The organism is Pseudomonas sp. PS01297, assembly GCF_029959305.1.
GTDB lineage: Bacteria > Pseudomonadota > Gammaproteobacteria > Pseudomonadales > Pseudomonadaceae > Aquipseudomonas > Aquipseudomonas helleri.
Genome location: NZ_JASCPQ010000032.1, coordinates 35,884 through 53,234 on the forward strand (window position 1 = coordinate 35,884; position 17,351 = coordinate 53,234).

Sequence of the window (17,351 nt, forward strand, 5' to 3'; positions counted from 1 at the left end):
AGCGCTCAGTCACACCCCCGCTGTAGAGGGGCGGTTGTGTGGCACAGCCTTTGCTTTTTGATTGCATGGCCCGGCGCTAAATGCCGGGTCTTGCGACAAATACCTGCATACCAAGGTTCTGAATGAGCGTGGTTAAGGTCGGATGAAGGCAATAGTGTCATCTAAGTGCTCTAAATTGAGGCAGTAAGCGCAAGTTTTGGGGGTGTTTATACCCGGCGTGGCGGTTCAAACGGTACAAAAATGAAGATCAGTTCCCTTAAGGAATTCAGGGTATGACGGTGATCAAGCATTGTGCAGTGGGTGTTTTGTCAGTTTTAGTATTGGCCGGGTGTGAGGCTGATAAAGATAAAGTTGCACGGGAAAAAGTTGAGGCAATTAAACAAGTGATTGCCACGCGCACTCTGGAATACGCTGATATTTCAAGTTCGCAGCCTCTACGCTCTGATAATGTCAATCGCTGTATCGTGCAGATGTCTGAAAACAAAGCCAAGCTGGATGCCATACAAGTGGATTATGCCGAGACACAAACGGTGCAGTCCTCGGATACCCATACGTTGTACAGCCTGATCAATTACCAGCTCACGGCCTGTAAGGATGCCCGGCAGGCGCAAGGCTATTGATTTTGTCTCCTGGATTTCAAACCTGCTACGCTGGTGCGCATTGGACATTACGCAACGGGATTAATAAGGGAGTGGTATGGAGTATTACGCATGGGTACTGGCGAAATTCGTGGCGGGGTTTGCGATTATTGCAACTCACATGTATATGTCAGGCCGGACCCAACTGTCGCAAATGACCGCGATAGATCTGATTGGCAACTTTATTCTGGGCGGTATTATCGGGGGTGTTATTTATAGCGACACCATTCCTTTTAAACAGTATTTGCTGGTGCTGTTATTAGGTGTGTTGTTGATCTACATACTTAATGCCGCCACTAAACATATTCAGGTGCTGCGTGGTTTTGCGATTGGTAGCCCTATACCGATCATCAAGAATGGAAAGTTCATTATTGAGAATCTGGTCGATAATAAACACAAGATAGACATCTTGCGCGTGGCCTCGCAGTTACATGCCCAGGGGGCGTGTGCTTTCCAGCAGGTCTACTACGCGCAGATTGAGCCGGGTGGCGAGTTGACGGTCATTTGTGATGAGCGCGACATGCCGTCGGTGATCGTCATGTTTAACGGCGAGGCGCGACTCGATCAGTTGACCTCCATCGGCCATGATCCGCAATGGCTGGACAGCAAAATCAAAGCACTGGGGCTTGAAACCGAAGAAGTATTTCTCGCTGAGTTTTGGCGCGGGGAACTGTGCGTCACCGCTCGCGATGGCAGCGTGATAAGCCCCGTCCCCCAGCCCGCCTGTAGTCGCTGACGAGGCACGAGGCTGCGAGGCGAGCCGAAGGATTGCTTTACAGCCCGAGCGTGCTGTCACCCTGTCTGCCCCAAACCTGCGCACAGATTAAGCAACTGCTCCTGCAACACTTTGCCTGCGTAGCTCAGCCCGCCTTGGGCATAGAGCGCCAAATACACGCCCTGGATATCCGGCAGGCCGCTGCTGGCGTCGAGCACTTGATGGCCTGCGGTGATGACCCTGCGCGGGAGCAAGCTGACGCCCAAGCCAGCGGCCACTGCCGAGCAAACACTGGCCAGGCTGGCGCTTGAATAACTGATTCGCCAGTGCCAGCCGCCCGTTTCCAGGTGGTTCAGCATTTCATTGCGGTACAAGCCGCCAGCGGGGAACGTCACCAGCGGCAACGGATCGCGCCCCAGCGCAGGCTGGGAGCGGCTGTCGACCCAGCACAAAGGTTCTGGCCAACTCGCCAGGCAGTCATCGTTCTGGCCCATGTGCTTGACCAGCAATACCTCAAACTCACCCCGGCGAAACAGCCGCTGCAAGTCAGGGCCCAAGCCGCTGGTGACCTCCAGACGCACACCCGGATGCTCCAAACCGAAGCTCGACAGCAACGGCATCAGGCGGTCTGCGGCGAAATCCTCCGGCACCCCCAAACGCAATACGCCTTCGCTTTGTTGGTTAAACATGGCCTCTCGGGCTTCTTCATGGAGCGTCAGGATGCGCCGTGCATACGCCAGCAAGCGCTCGCCCTCAGTCGTGGCAATAACGTGGCGTTGATCGCGATCAAGCAGCGTGCAGCCAAGGTTGTCTTCAAGGCGACGAATCTGCTGGCTGACCGTGGACTGAGTCAAATGCAGCCGCTGCGCTGCCCGAGTGAAATTGGCGCACTCCACCACGGCAACAAAACTGCGCAACAACACGGGATCGAACATACACGTCACCATTCGAATTGCCACTGAAAGGCATGGTTATATTTAATTTCAGAATACCTGCCTGGCTGACCATACTCGTTCTTCATTGAATCTGCAGAGAGAAAGTGACCATGAGTCGCCTGACGTTTAAATCCGGCCTTCTAGCGGTCGGGCTATTAATGATGGGAGGAGTAATGGCTAACGACAAAAGTCTGTTGGATGCGGTGCGCGGTGGCGAGTTGGCCCACGTGCAGCAATTAATCACCGGCGGTGCGGATCTGAAGGCACAGACACCGGACGGCAGTAGCGCACTGTTGCTGGCGACTCAGCAAAACAACGTTGAGATCGCTCGTGCATTAATAGCGGCGGGTGCCGACGTCAATCAGAAAAACCTGATGCACGACAGCGCCTATTTGCTGGCGGGTGCCAGTGGTTACAACGACATCCTCAAGTTGACGCTGGCCCATGGCGCGGACCTGAAAAGCACCAACCGTTATGGCGGCACCGCGTTGATTCCCGCGTGTGAGCGCGGCCATGTTGAAACCGTGCGCTTGTTGATTGCCGCGGGGGTCGACGTCAACCATGTCAATCGACTGGGCTGGACCTGTTTGATGGAGGCCATTGTGCTGTCCGATGGTGGCCCGGCGCATCAGCAGATTGTTGCCCAACTGATCCAGGCGGGCGCAGACCTGAACCTGCCGGACAACGAAGGCCACAGCCCGTTGTATCAGGCAGAGCAGCGCGGTCAGAGCGCAACGGCCACGTTGCTGCGTGCCGCTGGCGCCCAGTGAATGACCTGCACGGGAGTGCCCATGAATAACGATCAAGATTATCTGCAACGCGCGGTGGAACTGGCGCGCATCAACGTTGCCGAGGGTGGCCGGCCTTTTGGCGCAGTACTGGTCAAGGACGGCCAAGTGATTGTCGAGGCGGTTAACGAAATTCATCTCAACCAAGACCCGACCGCCCATGCGGAACTGCTGACCATCCGCCGTGCCAGCCAGCATTTGGGCTCGCGTCTGGACGGGTGCGTGATTTACGCCAGTGGTCAGCCGTGCCCGATGTGCCTGGCAGCCATGTACCTGTGCGGCGTCAGCCGTGCCGTGTATGGCGCAGCAAACGAACTGGGTGAAGCGTTTGGTTTGTCTACGGCGGCGATCTACCAGCAACTGGCGTTGCCATTGAGCGAGCAGCAACTGGGTGTGCAACATCTGCCGCAGTCCGCAATGGTCGCGGTCTATCAAGACTGGCAGGCGCGCCATGCCGCTCACTAAAACCCGACTGCGCAGTCTGGCAAGTTGGGCCCTGATCATCGCATTGGGGCTTAACTTGCGACCGATTTTGAGTTCCATCAGCCCATTGTTGATGCAGATTCGTGGCGACACCGGCATGAGCTTTCAAAGCAGCGCCTGGCTGACCAGCCTGCCGGTGATTTGCATGGGCCTGGTGGCCTTGCTCGGGGTGCGCATAGAAGCCCGTTTGGGCGAGCGTCGGGGCGTGGCGTTGGGCCTGCTGATGATTCTGGGCGCGTGCTTGTGGCGCCTGCTGGGGCATCAGGCTGAAGTGTTGCTCATCACGGCCTTGCTGGGAGGCGCCGGTGTAGCGCTGATTCAGGCGCTGGTGCCGGCGCTGATCAAGCGCCAATTCCAGGGGCAGGTGGCGCTGGCTTTGGGGGTGTATTCGGCCTCGTTGATGGGTGGTGGCGGCTTGGCGGCACTGCTCAGCCCGGTGGTGGCCGGACATTTCAGCCAGTGGCAGGCCGGGCTCGGCGTGTGGTTGTTGCCCGCGTTGGCGGCGCTATTGATGTGGTGGCTGTTGCCCTTTGCCGGGTTGACTGCGCGCACTCACGGCGCGTCTGCTCAGCCGTGGCGCAGCCGCAGGGCCTGGCTGTTGGCGCTGTACTTCGGGCTGGTTAATTGCGGTTACATGAGCATGGTTGCCTGGCTGCCGGCGTATTACCTGCAAATGGACTGGAGCGCGACCCAAAGCGGTTCGCTGCTGGCATTCATGACCGTGTTTCAGGTGCTGGCCGCGTTGGTGATGCCTGCTTTGGCGCAGCGCAGTCGCGACAGGCGCCCGTTTTTGGCCCTCAGCCTTGCTGCTCAGGCATTTGGATTTTTCGGTCTGGTGATGTGGCCACTTGAGTCGCCGCACATTTGGGTGGCATTGATCGGTTTTGGTCTGGGCGCTTGTTTTGCCCTCAGCTTGATCCTGACCCTCGACCATTGCCGGGAACCTCGCGCAGCCGGTCAATTGGCGGCGTTTGTGCAAGGGGTGGGGTTTTTAATCAACGCCGTCTCGCCCTGGTTGACCGGCTGGTTGCGTGAACTCACGGGCAGCTTTGTCAGCGCCTGGTGGGTGTTGATTGTCGGGGTTGTGGCGATGCTGCTGTTAACCCGCATTTTCAGCCCGGCGAGTTATCGGGACTCGTTTGCTGAACCGCATGGCTCCCCGGCGATGTCGACACATCCTTGAGCGCTACATTCAAATCCAGTATCGACATAAAGCGCTCAACCAGCGGTGAAACGTTGTGGGCATGCCAGCCCACATAGAGGCCAATTGCAGGGTTGCCAGTTTCCGCCACCGGCAAAATGCGCCGAAACACCACGCTGTCTTGTGTAAACGACCGAGCAATGGAGGCCGGCACCAACGCCATACCAAAGCCACAGGCAACCAGGCCGATCACGGTGTGGAGTTGTGCCGCTTCCTGTACCACCTTCGGGTAAAAACCCGCGGCTTCGCATAGGGCAATCAGTTGTCGGTGATAACCGCTGCCCAGCACTTCGGGGGTGAAGACAAACCCTTCATCTGCGAAGTCACGCAGGTCGATGTCGGCGGCATAGGCTTTGCTGTGATCGGCGGGCAAGGCCATAACAATTGCTTCTTCAAACAGCAGGCGCGATTGCAGGTTGGGTGTGTCGAAGGGCAGTTTGCGCATAAAGGCGATGTCCGCTTCTGCGTGCGAGATCGCTTGGGCCTGGCTGGCTGAAGGCATCTCTATGAGGGTTAATTGAACCTGGGGGAAGGTGTCGCGGAACGCTCGCAGTGCGTTGAGCAGCGGTGTGTAGTGGGCGATGGAGACGCTGGTGACTGTGAGTTTGCCAGCGATGCCTTGCGCCACTTGGCGCGCATGTTCCACACCGGACTCCAGTGTGTTGAGGGTGCTGTAGGCTGTGTCCAAAAACGCGCTGCCCGCAGGCGTCAGTCGCACTTCGCGTTTGCTGCGCGTCAGCAGGCTGATTCCCAGTTTGTCTTCCAGTCGGTTAATCGCCTGACTGAGTGCAGGCTGGGCCATGTGCAGGCGCTTGGCTGCTTTATGGAAGTGCAGTTCTTCGGCAACGGCAATGAACTGCTTGAGCAGTCGGGTCTCGATCATGGTGTCCGTTCCCTCCTTTGAACTGTGATAAGCGCAGCGTATCAACTTCGCGCTTGAACAGTATTAAACAAGCCTGAAACACAGGGTTAAGGTGAGGGCAGTCATCAAGAGGAGTCAACTGTGGACTTTGCAGGCAAAACCGCAATTGTAACGGGCGCAGGCCAAGGCCTGGGTCTGAGCTACGCCCGCGAGCTGGCAAGGTTGGGCGCCAATGTGGTGATCAGCGATATTGGCGCGGATACGCTGGGCGTAGGTGCCGATGCCTCGATTGCCCACGAGGCGGCACGTGCGCTTGCGTCCGAAGGCTACAGCGTGCTGGGTCACCACGCCGACCTTGCCAGCGAGCGTGGGTGCGGGCAATTGGTCGCGGCGGCTGTCGACGCGTTTGGGCAGTTGGATATCGTGATTCACAATGCGGGTTGGGTCGGTTATCAGCGGATAGAAGAGGTCGAGCCGGCTTTTATCGAGCGGGCACTGGATGTCAACGTCTACGCCCCTGTCTGGTTGTGCAAGCATGCCTGGCATTACCTGCGGCAATCGCCAGCCGCGCGGGTGGTCTTGACCACGTCGGACCGGGCCATGTATCAGCCCTATGCACAGCCGGGGCTGGTGGCTTACGCGGCAGGCAAAATGGCGCAACTGGGCATCATGAATGCATTGAGCATGGAGGGCATGGCCGACAGGATTTTGGTTAACGCCGTTTCGCCGGTGGCAAAGACCAGAATGTGGGGCGTGACCGAAGTACCGGTCAACCTCAAGCCGGAATGGGTCACACCCGGCGTGGTGTTTCTGGCTTCGGAGCAGTGTCGCGACACCGGCTACATCGTACGGGCAAGCAATGGTCAGTTCACCGCCACCCGTTTCGTTGAAAACCCTGGCGTCGACTATCCCGTCGACCTGGCACGGATCAAGGCCAGCAGTCCCGGGCAGGTGGCGCAGTTGTGGGATCAGATCAAAGAATGTTGATTAGTGTAGGAGCGAGCTTGTCTCGCGATCTTTTGATCTTATGTTTTGTTCAACAGATCAAAAGATCGCGAGGCAAGCTCGCTCCTACAGGCTGGATGGTTGCCGTTACAGCTTCCACTCCAGGCCCAGACTGACGGTTCTTGGCTCGCCCCAGAACACGCCGTTAAAGAAGCCGACGTTGTCGTAGTACTTCTGGTCCAGCACGTTTTTGACGTTCAACGTTGCCGAGACGTGGGTATCAAACTCGTAGCGTGCCATCAGGTCGAGGAGGGTGTAGGACTTCTGGGTAATGTTTTCCTTGAAGGTGTTCGGATTGCCTTTTGCATCTGTAGTCCCGTCGGGGCGACGGGCGGCACGGTAGATGTCGCTCTGCCAGTTAACGGCAGCCCCCACGGTCATGGCGCTCCATTCACCCGGGAGTTTGTAGGTAGTCGATACCTTGACCAGGTTCAACGGTGAGGCCGTATTGATGCGCTTGCCGTCGGCGTTGAGCGAGTGGGTGTAGGTGTAGCCCGCCATCATGTTCCAGTCGCGCATCACTTCACCGGCCAGCTCAACTTCAAAACCTTTGATTTTGTTGCCCTTGCCACCGGCTTTGTAATATTCCTCACCATTCGGGCCGCGCGGCACGGAGTCGTCGATTTCTGGCACATTGTCCTGCTTGCTCCAGAACACCGCGCTCGTCAGGTTCAAACGTTCCTCCAGGAAGCTACCTTTGAGCCCCACCTCATAGACGCTGCCGACCACCGGCTTGAGGTACGAGCCGCTGACATCTTTATCGGTAGAAGGCTTGAAAATGTCGGTGTAGCTGACATAGGCCGTTAACTCTTCAGTGAAGTCGTACAGCAAGCCGGCATAGGGGGTGATCATGTCGTTGTGGGTCTGCACGGCTTTTTGGTAGCTGACACCGCCAGGTGCTTTTTCGTCAAATTCGCGGTCAACGTTTGAGCTTTTCCAGCTGCCGTAACGTGTGCCGAGCACGGCGTGCCACTGATCGGTGAGGTTAAAGCGCGTGGCCAAGTAGCCGGATTTCTGTTTGACGGTGCTGTGGTTGCTGTCGATACCGCTGTCAAGGTCGCGGTATTTCGGGATAGCGCCCATATCACCCCAGTCAGGCACCCTATCGTAGCCCTCAGGGTTTAAATCAATAAAGAGCGGCGAGGTGTTGTCGTACTTGGCTTCGCCGTAACCGAACATCAATTCATGATCACGCCCAAGCAGGGCGTAAGTGCCCGATAAGTTAACGTCGATCGCCGTCATGGTTTCGTCACCGGCAAAGTGGCTGCTATAAGCCGACATGCCGGTGCCATCTGCGTTCGGAAAGCCACCACCGGCGTAATACACCTTGCCTTCGGAGTCGCTGGAGCGGTGGGTATAAGCGGCTTTCAGGCGCCAGTTATCGAATAACTGCTGGTCGAGGGTGGCGAAGGCGGTTTTGTCCTTCTTCGGCCAGGAGCTCCAGGGCGCCGCATAATTGGTCGAACGCCCCAGGTTGGCCTTTTCGCCAGTACCGGTCCAATAGGGCGTTGTACCCCAGGACGAACCGCGAACCTGCTTGTCCTGATAGTCGTAACCGACGGCCACGGTGGTGTCGTCGGTGAGGTCGGCCTCGAGAATGCCGTAAGCCACTTCGCGCTTTAGCGCGTAATTATCGAGATACGACTTACTGTCACGGTAGGCCAGTACGGTACGGCCGCGCAAACGGCCGTCGAACCCCAGCGGTCCCCCCACATCGACGTAACTGTAATAGTTGTCATAACTGCCGCCGCTGACCCCGGCCGTGGCGGCCAGTTCATGGGTCGGGCGTTTGCGGATCATGTTGATGGTGCCCGAGGGGTCACCCGCGCCGGTGGTCAGGCCGGTAGCACCGCGGACCACTTCAATACGGTCGTAGATGATGGTGTCGGCGTCAGTCTTCATGTAGCTGAACGTGTTGAGCATCCCGTCAATCTGGAAATTATTGATGGTATAGCCCCGTGACGAATAGCTGACCCGGTCCGAGTCGTTGTGTTGCACCACCACGCCGGTGGTATGGCGCATGGCCTCAGTGAGGGTATTGAGGTTGAAGTCATTCATTTCCTGGCGGGTGACCACAGAGATTGACTGCGGCGTTTCGCGAATGCTCAAGTTGAGTTTGGTCGCGGTGTTGGTCGAGCCGGTGGTATAGGAACCTGTGTCTTCAGTCGTGGAGCCCAGTCCCTGGGCGCTGATGCGGGTGCTTGCGAGTTCCATGCCGGAAGGTTTTGTCTCAGCTTCATCCAGGGCCTCAGTGTCGGCCAGCAAGTGCGAGCTGCTGATAAAACCGAGGGCTAACGTGACGGAACGGGTGAGGGGAGCACGCATTGCAACTGATTCCTTGTCAGATTTTTGAAGTTGTCAGTGCTTCAAACGAATGACAAAGGCGATAGTTAGGGCATTTTCAGTGTGTTGGCTAAATAGAGACTTTTCGCACAAGCACCGTGTAGGAAGAAGGGCGTGTGCAACCCGTCAATCAACCAGAGTGCCTACACTTTCAAGTGTTTATACTGGCCGCCTTCGCACACTTTCATATCAAACAAACCGAGATTCTTAATGAGCCGTTCTCTGTCTATTGCACCGGAGCGCAAGTCGTTTGCGCCGCTGGTGGCTTTTATCTTGCTGTTGCTGGGCGCAGCGTTTTTGCAAAACACGGTGGGTTCGCGCCAAGTGTTGTTGCTGGTGGTGGGCGCTGCGTTGGGTTTAACGCTGTACCACGCGGCCTTTGGTTTTACCTCAGCCTGGCGGGTGTTTATCAATGACCGGCGCGGTGCCGGCTTGCGCGCGCAAATGATCATGTTGTCGGTGGCGGTACTGCTGTTTTTCCCGGCGCTGGGCTCCGGCACGCTGTTTGGACAGCCCGTGGTCGGGCTGGTCGCACCAGTAGGTATTTCTGTAGTGTTCGGTGCATTTATTTTCGGCATCGGCATGCAGTTGGGGGGCGGCTGCGCTTCCGGCACCTTGTTCACGGTCGGCGGTGGTAATGCGCGGATGCTGGTGACGCTGTTCTTCTTCATCTGTGGCTCGGTCATCGCCACCCATCACGCCGACTGGTGGTTTGCCCTGCCTTCGCTGCCGGCCACCTCCATCGTCAAGAGTTTGGGTGTGGTGCCTGCGCTGCTGCTGAGCCTGGCCATTTTCGGGGTGATTGCGGCGGTTACCGTGCGTCTCGAAAAAGCCCGCCATGGGCAGCTTGAAGAGGGCGTGATCAGCGAACACCAAGGTCTGCGCCGTTTTCTGCGCGGGCCCTGGCCATTGGTCTGGGGCGCGATTGGTCTAGCCTTGCTCAACTACGCCACGCTGGCTTTGGCCGGGCGCCCGTGGGGCATCACCTCGGCGTTTGCTCTGTGGGGCGCCAAGGCGGTGAGCGGGCTGGGCGTGGACGTCAGCAGTTGGGGCTTCTGGCAAGTGCCTAGCAATGCCAAGGCGCTGGCGGCACCGGTGTGGGAAGACATCACCAGTGTCATGGACATTGGCATCATCCTCGGCGCGTTGCTGGCAGCTGGGCTGGCCGGTCGTTTTGCACCGAGCCTGAAAATTCCCGCCCGTTCGCTGGTGGCGGCGGTGATCGGTGGTCTGCTGCTCGGCTACGGCTCGCGTCTGGCATATGGCTGCAACATCGGTGCGTACTTCAGCGGCATTGCCTCAGGCAGTCTGCATGGCTGGGTGTGGCTGGTAGCGGCATTTCTGGGCAACAGTGTCGGCGTGCGCCTACGGCCGTTTTTCTTCGTCGGCGAGCGTCCGCAGGTGGCGTTGAGCGGTTGCTGAGTTTGACTCGCATCTATGTAGTCAATTCGACCCTCTTATCAAACACAAAATAAGTCATTGATTGTTAAGGCCCTGTAGGAGCGAGCTGTTGATTTTGATCTGGCTTTTGATCTGAGAGGCCCCGTTAAACCACGCTGGCCGATCGAGGCGGGCCCACGGAGCAGGGCCCTGTGGTGAGGGCATGCCGAACCACAGCGAGGCACCGAGGGGGGGGCAAAAAGCGTTTGGTTACTTTGCGCTTTCAAAGTGACGCCCCGTAAGGGTGGAACCCTAAGTGGCCGTTACCGCAGCAATGGATATGTACTCAAATCAAGAGCAACCCTCACCCTAGCCCTCTCCCGTAGGAGAGGGAACCGATTGGGGGATGCTGAAGATATTCGGTGGCCTGTTTGCTGCGCGCGACGGCGCCGCGTCGAAGATCACGGTCGCTCGTGCCGGGGAGGCGTGTCCAGACAGAACCGGTCAGGCCGACACGCTGTGAGCGCATCGCTCAACTTGGCATCTAGAATTTCTTCACTCACCAGACGGCCGACTATGGCCGCCAGTGCGACACCGGGGTGCAGGGTGCACACGTACACACCGCTGACATCAGGCAAATACCCGATGATGGGCAGGCGATCGGATGATAGAGGCCTGAGCCCCACACATGCCAACTCCGGCTCTGATAAAACCACGCCTTCAAGCTCGCTTTCGATGGCCCTGGCCGTTCGCTGCGCCACGGCGGACGGCTGATTCTCGGCGCTGTCGTCCAGATAATCTTCAGCCGCCAGCAATGTTCCATCCGCGGCTTGTCTGACTTCCATCGCTGAGTTTGAAATGATTGTCTGCACCAGACCAGGCTGCGCCGGGTAGCGGATAAAAATGCAAGGTGAAGCTTGCACAGGGAGGGGACGGTTGAGCATCCGAGTCAGCTCGGCAATGCCGGTCCCGGCTGCCAACACCACGGTATCAGCCACTAACGTGCCGTTTGATGTCTCAATCGCTGTCACTGTGCCGTGCAGGGTTTTAAAGCCCAGCACTCGGGTTTGCGTGAGCACTTTTGCCCCGTTCGCCTGAGCGCCTGAGATCATTGCGTGGGTGGCTGCGACAGCGTCCAGCGCGCCTTCTTGTGCCACATACATAGCTTGTTGTGGCGGGTGCTTGAGGTTCGGTTCAAGGGCGAGAATTTGTGAACGATCCAGCAACTGAGCTGGAGCAGGCGACACTTCACTCAGCCCCTCGCCATACGACAAAGCGCCCGTCCAGCGTATGTTCAGCGCTGGCAGTTGCGCTTCAAGGCGGTGGTATTCCTTGATGGCTTCGCGGCGCAGTTGCGCTATCGGGTCCGGTTCGTCGTGCGTGGTGTTGATCCAGGCGAACGAGGTTGCGGTCACCCCTGACGCAATCTCTGCTGACTCGACAACAGTGACCTTCGCCCCTTTTTCAGCCAGGTGATAGGCCATCGAGGCGCCGACGATCCCGGCACCGATAACCACAATATGCTTGTCAGGCGTTAATGCCATAAGGTCTTCCTTGTCTGTTACGGGTGTTGCGGCCAATGATCGGTAATGTCATGCCACGTGGCCTTTGACGCCACACAGATATGCTTTTGTTTAGCGCCGGTGACGGGTGTGTCGAGAGTGCCCATGGCGATAGAGATCCAGTCGGCGTAGGGCCCTTTTGACGTTGACCAAAACAATGATGAACCGCACTCGCCGCAGAACTGACGCAACACCGACTCTGAAGACTCAAACGACTTGAGACTTTCAGCACCGCGGGTTAACTCAAGATCGCTACGCAGCACATTAAAAAAACTGGCAAAGGCGGCCCCGTGGGCTTTGCGGCATTGGCTGCAATGACAATGTGAAACCACCTTGGGCGGCGTAGACGTTTGATAGTTGACAGCACCGCACAGGCAACTGCCGAGCAAGAGGTTATCCATTGGCGCACACTTCCAGACGAGGAGAGTGCCACTCTAAACGCGGGCGGGCGCGCATCTCAATGTTTACTGCACCGCACGCCGTCATAATTCAGCCACTTCAGCGCCATAAAATGGTTGGCCTCTTCATTCGCAGATAGACCGCATGCTGCGCTTTCGCGACCTGTTGCGAGTAAACGACAACATCCGCCAGCAATATCAGGATGTAAAGCTACAGTTGGAGGCCAACAATCGGGGAGGGATTGGCGAATACCTCTCGCATAAAGCGCCTCATATAGATGCCTGGCTTGAGCCGCATCTGTATGAATAAGGCTAGCTTCAGGCGTGTATGGGGGACGGTTAGTCGTAACGCCCTGAGTGGCGTTTAGGGTGCGAGCAAGCTTAGCAACTCAGTTGTCAGGGCCGCAGCCTCTTGTCTAAATCCGGCAGCCCAGCTGTTTGACCAATCATCAGGCCGTCCCTGATCATCCCATTGCGCCAGTGCAAGCCCGTTCAAGATTTCCAGTTCAAACCAGACGCGTTGCCAGGCATCACCGTCCTCGACCAATGCTGTGTTTTGCCATAAAAATTCGGTTTGCGCGACAAAAGACGACCATGCGAACAGGTCGTCCGATGCACGCTCGGCCACGGCCCGCCAGCTCTTAGTGATTGTCATCAATGACGCCCTTAGAAAGTGGATATACACGGTATACCGCTGGTGACAAAAAAGCCCGCCAGACAAGAGCTGGCGGGCCATGTTCAGGTGACAATAATCCAGGTGCTATTTCTGGGTGATGCTGTCCGGCAAGGCATAAGCAATGATGTAGTCACCGACATCCGGTGAGTGGCTCATGCCACCGGCTGAGATGACCACGTATTGCTTCCCGTTTGTCGGCGACTTGTAGATCAGGGGCGCAGCGACAGCGCCAACCGGTAGACGGGCTTTCCAGACCTCCTTGCCCGTGGCCGAATCAAGTGCCCGCAGGTAGTAGTCCTGAGTCCCGGCGAAAAACACCAGGCCTGATGCCGTTGAGGTTGGACCACCGAGTGTTGGCATGCCCAATGGAATTTGCATATGCGTTTTGATCCCTAGCGGGCCGGTGTCCTGCACAGTGCCTAGAGGCACCTGCCAGAGTAATTTCTGATTATTCAGGTTAATGGCGCTCATGCTGCCGAACGGTGGGGTATTGCACGGTACGCCCAGCGGCGATTGCAGAATATCGATTTTCACACCGCCATAAATACCGGCAACTTGCGGGCGAATGGTCCCCATGAAACCAGGCACTTCATCGGTCGAGACTTTGAATTTTTTGGTGTTTTCCTTGGTGACCAGTGACATGCGCAGCGGCATGCGCATGTCATTGACGTACATGATGCCGGTGTTTTCGTCGATCGAAATACCGCCCCAGTTCATGCCACCCAGCAGGCCTGGCCATTCGATATAAGGTTTTTCACCGGGAGGCGTAAAGGGGCCCAGGTACACGGAGTCCTTGAACATGATCCGGCAGTACAGCTGGTCGAAGGTAGACACGCCCCACATGGACTTCTCGGTTAGCGGTTGGGCACCAATGGTCGGCATCCCTACCGAGAACGGTTGCGTGGGCGACAGATGCTCGCCTTCTGCCGCTGGAGTGGTAGGCACTGCGCGCTCTACAACGTCTGTCACCGGTTTGCCAGTACGGCGATCGAGTACAAAGATATTTCCGGTCTTGGTGGTCTGTATCAAGACGGGGGTCTTCTCACCCTGAGCATTCTTGATGTCATAGAGAACAGGCTGAGACGGCAAATCATAATCCCAGACATCGTGGTGAACGGTCTGGTACACCCATTTAGCTTTACCCGTGGATGCATCGACTGCCACAACGGCTGAACCAAACTTTTCTTTAACCTGATTGCGATCGCCACCCCAGTAGTCGGGTGGGCCGTTGCCGGTCGGCAAGTAAACCAGGTTCAGTTCTTTGTCGTAGGTCGGAACGGTCCAGACGTTAGGTGTTTCCAGGGTGAATTGATGATCGTTTGCCGCGATATCTTTGCTGTCGGGTGCGCCGACATCCCAAGCCCACACTAGAGCCCCTGTCAGCACGTCGAATGCGCGAACGGCACCGGAAGGTTCACCCTCGACAATGTCGCGTACCCAGCCTCCGACTACGGTCAGGTGCCCCATTACCACTGGCAGCGAAGTCGGGTGATAGCGCTTGCTGTGTTCGGTCGGGCCCATGCCTTTCTTGAGATCGACATAACCGTTATCGCCAAAACTTGGGCAGAGAGTGCCGGTATGAGCATCCAGCGCAAACAAACGTGCATCCACCGACGAGACCAGAATTCGCTGACGGCACTGTTGGTCATTGCTGTACGACGCCTTGATCTCGGTACTCAGGCTGTCGTCTTTGTCAATATCGTAATAGCCCACACCCCGGCACGTTACGTGCTCTTCGCTGTTGGCATGCGGGTCAAACTTCCAGATCGGGGTCCCGGTATCACCGTTCAGGGCGGTGATCAGGTTCTCCGGGGTGCACGAGTACAAAACGTTACCAATTTGCAAAGGGGTATTTTCGTCTACCCCGGCACCGGCGCCCGTAGTACGACGGCCAGTTCTGTAGGTCCAGGCGACCTGCAGGTCCTTGACGTTGTCCGGGGTGATTTGGGTGTATGGGGCAAAACGTGTTCCCGAAGCATTGCGTCCGAAAAACTCCCAATTGTCAGGGCCACTGGAGGGCTCTTCGGCCATTGGGTTGTCGGTGGCCGCGTCTGGGTTGGAAATAACGTCATGGGGATAAAACGCGGCAATGAATGTTGCGATCAGTCCCAGGAATACAGCAAAACCAAAGCGGTTAGCCAGGCGTCGGGTACTCAGCGAGGTGTTCGGCAAGGCTGCTCCTACCCACAAACTGAGGGTCAGGATTATCGCTGGAACGACCAGACGTGGCAGCAGTTCCCAGTAGCTGAACTGTCCGACTTCATAAAAGGCCCAGACACAAGTAGCCAGAAATATCGCAACTGAGAGGCTGACGCCGATGCGTTTTCGCAGTACGAAGAGGGCCGCGAGCAGCAAATAAGCCAACCCGGCAATCAAGTAATAACTTGACCCGCCCAATGAAACTAGTTTGATCCCGCCATAAATCAACGCTAACGCCACGACAAATACAAAAAGGGAAAACAATACCCTCGCTATATTGCTCATTGAGCGTCCTGCTGTGTGAGGTGATTTGTCATTCGTCATTGATTGAATGCTCGATTGGGTAAGAGAACACTGACCTGTTGTATACGAACAGCAGGGCCGAAAATTTATTGCCCCTTTTAAAGGGCCAGGCGTGAGCAGAGGGCTCTGGAGCGTGCATGAGAGGTTTTTCAGGCATTGTCGTGTCAGTGTATACACGAGCTGTTTTGGATAAATCCAAAGGCAGGAAAAACATTGTTGATAAAACAGTAATAATCTTCAGCGGCTAGGGACGATCGCTGCCCACAACTGCGCGGACTCGAGGGGCTGTGAGTAGTCAGTGGCATTTGAATAAAAGTGATTAGCGCTGTTATATGAAAGCGCCGGAAGAACAGTGTTGGATATTTACCATTTGGTGAATGATTTTAAGGGTCAGGGCTTTTCGCAATTCATTGCCAAGCACTTGGCTTCAGACTTCCTCGCCAGTGATATCTTCTACTCGGAAAATCTGAAGTCAGCGTCAATTCGAAACGTAAAGTCTCGAGAGCACAGGCCAGTATTCAGGTTGTTTATTCACAATTGATTAGCCAAGGTCCTGTCCACCAAACGCAAACTGTTACGACCCCCGCGTTTGGAGGCGTAGAGCGCGGCGTCGCCCAGTTCGATCAACTGGGTGAGACTGGCAGGAGGGCGGTCGAAGAGTTCGGCGCCGATACTCAGGGTGACCGCTTGTGGGGTGGCGAAGGTTTGTGAAGTGGCGAGGTAAAACGGCTCGCGCAGGGCGCTGGCCAGCGCTTCAATGCGCTCGCTTGAGGCGTTGCTCAACAGGATCAAAAATTCATCGCCGCCCAACCGGGCTGCCAGTGCGTCTTTGGGCAGTACCGCACGAATCATTTCGCTCAGGGAGATCAACAGCCGGTCGCCTGCCGTATGGCCATACAGGTCGTTGATCAGTTTGAAGTTGTCGATGTCGATCAGCAGCAAGGCCCCAGGTCGTGCGGCTGATACCCCGTTCAGTAAGGGCGGCGCGCGCATTTCGAGGGCGCGGCGGTTGTACAGGGCGGTCAGTGGATCACGGGCGGCGAGGCGGGCGATCTGTTTTTCGCGCCGGTAGCGTTCGGTTCCGGTCATCGACAAGGCGATCAGCATGATTGCCATTGCGCCTTCCACCAGCGAGATCTGAATGATCTCGCCGCGAAACGCTGCCAAGTCAATAAACTCGCCCGGAAGCACTGCAATCAGCGCTTTGATGAGATAAAACACCCCGTGGATCAACAGGACATACCTCAACTGCACGGCGCCCACGCTCAACGACTTGCCGTGGGGGCGCAACAACCAGCTGGCCTTGAGTGCCAGGAGAGCGACCAACAGCGAATTGACCAGCAACATGACCCTGGACCATGACGGCTCATTCGGGATGAGCAGCAGTACGGGCCAGATCGCAAAAATAAGGTACCAACTGCGCGACAAACGCACTTGTGTGAAGCGCGCAACACCCAGCAGAAACAGCCAGTGCGCCACCACCAGCAAGCCGTTGGCAAACCAGATACCGATCAGCAGCAGTCCGATACTGCGTAACAGCGCAAGGGATGAGCCTATGGCGATGGTGGCAAAACCTGCACTCCACAACAGCAGCGAGGACTCGCGAACGCTGCGCCATTCAATGGCCAGATAGAGTGCGGCGGCAGCGGCCAGCGCGATGGTCAGGGTCAATAACGTGAGAGGGTCGAGCGCCATGAATTGACCGGCTTGCCTTAAGTGCGGAGGTGCTGGCAATTGTATGCGTATTTAGTGACTTTTCGCAGACTGCAAGACGCACTTCATCCCCTGTGGGAGCGGGCTTGCTCGCGATGCAGGCAATTCGGTGTATCAGTTACACCTTGTCGGCCACATCGCGAGCAAGCC

General features: G+C 56.8%; 15 protein-coding genes and 1 pseudogene. 8 read left to right on the top strand and 8 right to left on the bottom strand.

The window, feature by feature from the left end; genetic code table 11:
• The first annotated feature begins 272 nt into the window (after nt 1-272).
• Together QMX84_RS11910 and QMX84_RS11915 are read left to right on the top strand one after the other, a co-directional pair.
• Nucleotides 273-620 (top strand): hypothetical protein, encoded by a 348-nt coding sequence (locus tag QMX84_RS11910; protein WP_153335446.1) that lies wholly within the window; start codon nt 273-275, stop codon nt 618-620.
• Nucleotides 621-696: 76 nt separating this feature from the next.
• Nucleotides 697-1,374 (top strand): DUF421 domain-containing protein, encoded by a 678-nt coding sequence (locus tag QMX84_RS11915; protein WP_262124629.1) that lies wholly within the window; start codon nt 697-699, stop codon nt 1,372-1,374.
• 56 nt (nt 1,375-1,430) lie between these two features.
• Here the strand turns inward: QMX84_RS11915 and QMX84_RS11920 are convergent, their stop codons facing one another.
• Complete coding sequence (locus QMX84_RS11920; protein ID WP_153335448.1) at nt 1,431-2,288, bottom strand: LysR family transcriptional regulator; 858 nt, start codon at nt 2,286-2,288, stop codon at nt 1,431-1,433.
• A gap of 110 nt (nt 2,289-2,398) precedes the next feature.
• Here QMX84_RS11920 and QMX84_RS11925 point away from each other — a divergent pair, with 110 nt between their 5' ends.
• The 3 genes from QMX84_RS11925 to QMX84_RS11935 are packed head-to-tail and all read left to right on the top strand — an operon-like array spanning nt 2,399 to nt 4,742.
• A complete protein-coding gene (locus QMX84_RS11925; RefSeq protein WP_262124630.1) occupies nt 2,399-3,058 on the top strand; it encodes an ankyrin repeat domain-containing protein in 660 nt (219 codons plus the stop codon).
• Between the two features lie 21 nt (nt 3,059-3,079).
• On the top strand, nt 3,080-3,541 hold the full coding sequence (locus tag QMX84_RS11930) for a nucleoside deaminase (protein ID WP_262124631.1): 462 nt from the start codon (nt 3,080-3,082) through the stop codon (nt 3,539-3,541).
• Nucleotides 3,528-4,742 (top strand): CynX/NimT family MFS transporter, encoded by a 1,215-nt coding sequence (locus tag QMX84_RS11935; RefSeq protein WP_153335451.1) that lies wholly within the window; start codon nt 3,528-3,530, stop codon nt 4,740-4,742. Before QMX84_RS11930 ends, QMX84_RS11935 begins: the two co-directional genes overlap by 14 nt.
• Here QMX84_RS11935 and QMX84_RS11940 read toward each other — a convergent pair.
• Nucleotides 4,672-5,643 carry a LysR family transcriptional regulator gene (locus QMX84_RS11940; protein WP_282363873.1) on the bottom strand — a complete coding sequence of 324 codons (972 nt, stop codon included), beginning with the start codon at nt 5,641-5,643 and terminating at the stop codon, nt 4,672-4,674. The two genes, QMX84_RS11935 and QMX84_RS11940, sit on opposite strands and share 71 nt — an antisense overlap.
• Before the next feature lie 120 nt (nt 5,644-5,763).
• On the opposite strand from QMX84_RS11940, the gene QMX84_RS11945 reads away from it, so the two are divergent.
• Nucleotides 5,764-6,609, top strand: a complete 846-nt coding sequence (locus QMX84_RS11945) for an SDR family oxidoreductase (protein ID WP_262124635.1) — start codon at nt 5,764-5,766, stop codon at nt 6,607-6,609.
• Between the two features lie 105 nt (nt 6,610-6,714).
• On the opposite strand, the gene QMX84_RS11950 is transcribed toward QMX84_RS11945, so the two are convergent.
• Nucleotides 6,715-8,952 (bottom strand): TonB-dependent siderophore receptor, encoded by a 2,238-nt coding sequence (locus QMX84_RS11950; protein ID WP_282363874.1) that lies wholly within the window; start codon nt 8,950-8,952, stop codon nt 6,715-6,717.
• Nucleotides 8,953-9,180: 228 nt separating this feature from the next.
• Between QMX84_RS11950 and QMX84_RS11955 the strand changes: the two genes are divergently transcribed.
• On the top strand, nt 9,181-10,392 hold the full coding sequence (locus tag QMX84_RS11955; protein ID WP_282363875.1) for a YeeE/YedE family protein: 1,212 nt from the start codon (nt 9,181-9,183) through the stop codon (nt 10,390-10,392).
• A 419-nt stretch (nt 10,393-10,811) separates the two neighbouring features.
• Here the strand turns inward: QMX84_RS11955 and QMX84_RS11960 are convergent, their stop codons facing one another.
• Both QMX84_RS11960 and QMX84_RS11965 read right to left on the bottom strand, forming a co-directional pair.
• On the bottom strand, nt 10,812-11,894 hold the full coding sequence (locus QMX84_RS11960; protein ID WP_348775194.1) for an FAD-binding oxidoreductase: 1,083 nt from the start codon (nt 11,892-11,894) through the stop codon (nt 10,812-10,814).
• Between the two features lie 17 nt (nt 11,895-11,911).
• Nucleotides 11,912-12,313 carry a GFA family protein gene (locus tag QMX84_RS11965; RefSeq protein WP_282363877.1) on the bottom strand — a complete coding sequence of 134 codons (402 nt, stop codon included), beginning with the start codon at nt 12,311-12,313 and terminating at the stop codon, nt 11,912-11,914.
• 133 nt (nt 12,314-12,446) lie between these two features.
• Here QMX84_RS11965 and QMX84_RS11970 point away from each other — a divergent pair.
• A pseudogene (locus tag QMX84_RS11970) lies at nt 12,447-12,620 on the top strand (GrpB family protein); the annotation flags it as partial.
• Between the two features lie 54 nt (nt 12,621-12,674).
• Here the strand turns inward: QMX84_RS11970 and QMX84_RS11975 are convergent.
• From QMX84_RS11975 to QMX84_RS11985, 3 genes are all read right to left on the bottom strand, one after another.
• Nucleotides 12,675-12,965, bottom strand: a complete 291-nt coding sequence (locus tag QMX84_RS11975; protein WP_348775195.1) for a hypothetical protein — start codon at nt 12,963-12,965, stop codon at nt 12,675-12,677.
• Between the two features lie 105 nt (nt 12,966-13,070).
• Nucleotides 13,071-15,470 (bottom strand): membrane-bound PQQ-dependent dehydrogenase, glucose/quinate/shikimate family, encoded by a 2,400-nt coding sequence (locus tag QMX84_RS11980; RefSeq protein ID WP_282363879.1) that lies wholly within the window; start codon nt 15,468-15,470, stop codon nt 13,071-13,073.
• A gap of 549 nt (nt 15,471-16,019) precedes the next feature.
• Nucleotides 16,020-17,183 (bottom strand): GGDEF domain-containing protein, encoded by a 1,164-nt coding sequence (locus tag QMX84_RS11985; protein ID WP_262124645.1) that lies wholly within the window; start codon nt 17,181-17,183, stop codon nt 16,020-16,022.
• Nucleotides 17,184-17,351 lie beyond the last annotated feature (168 nt).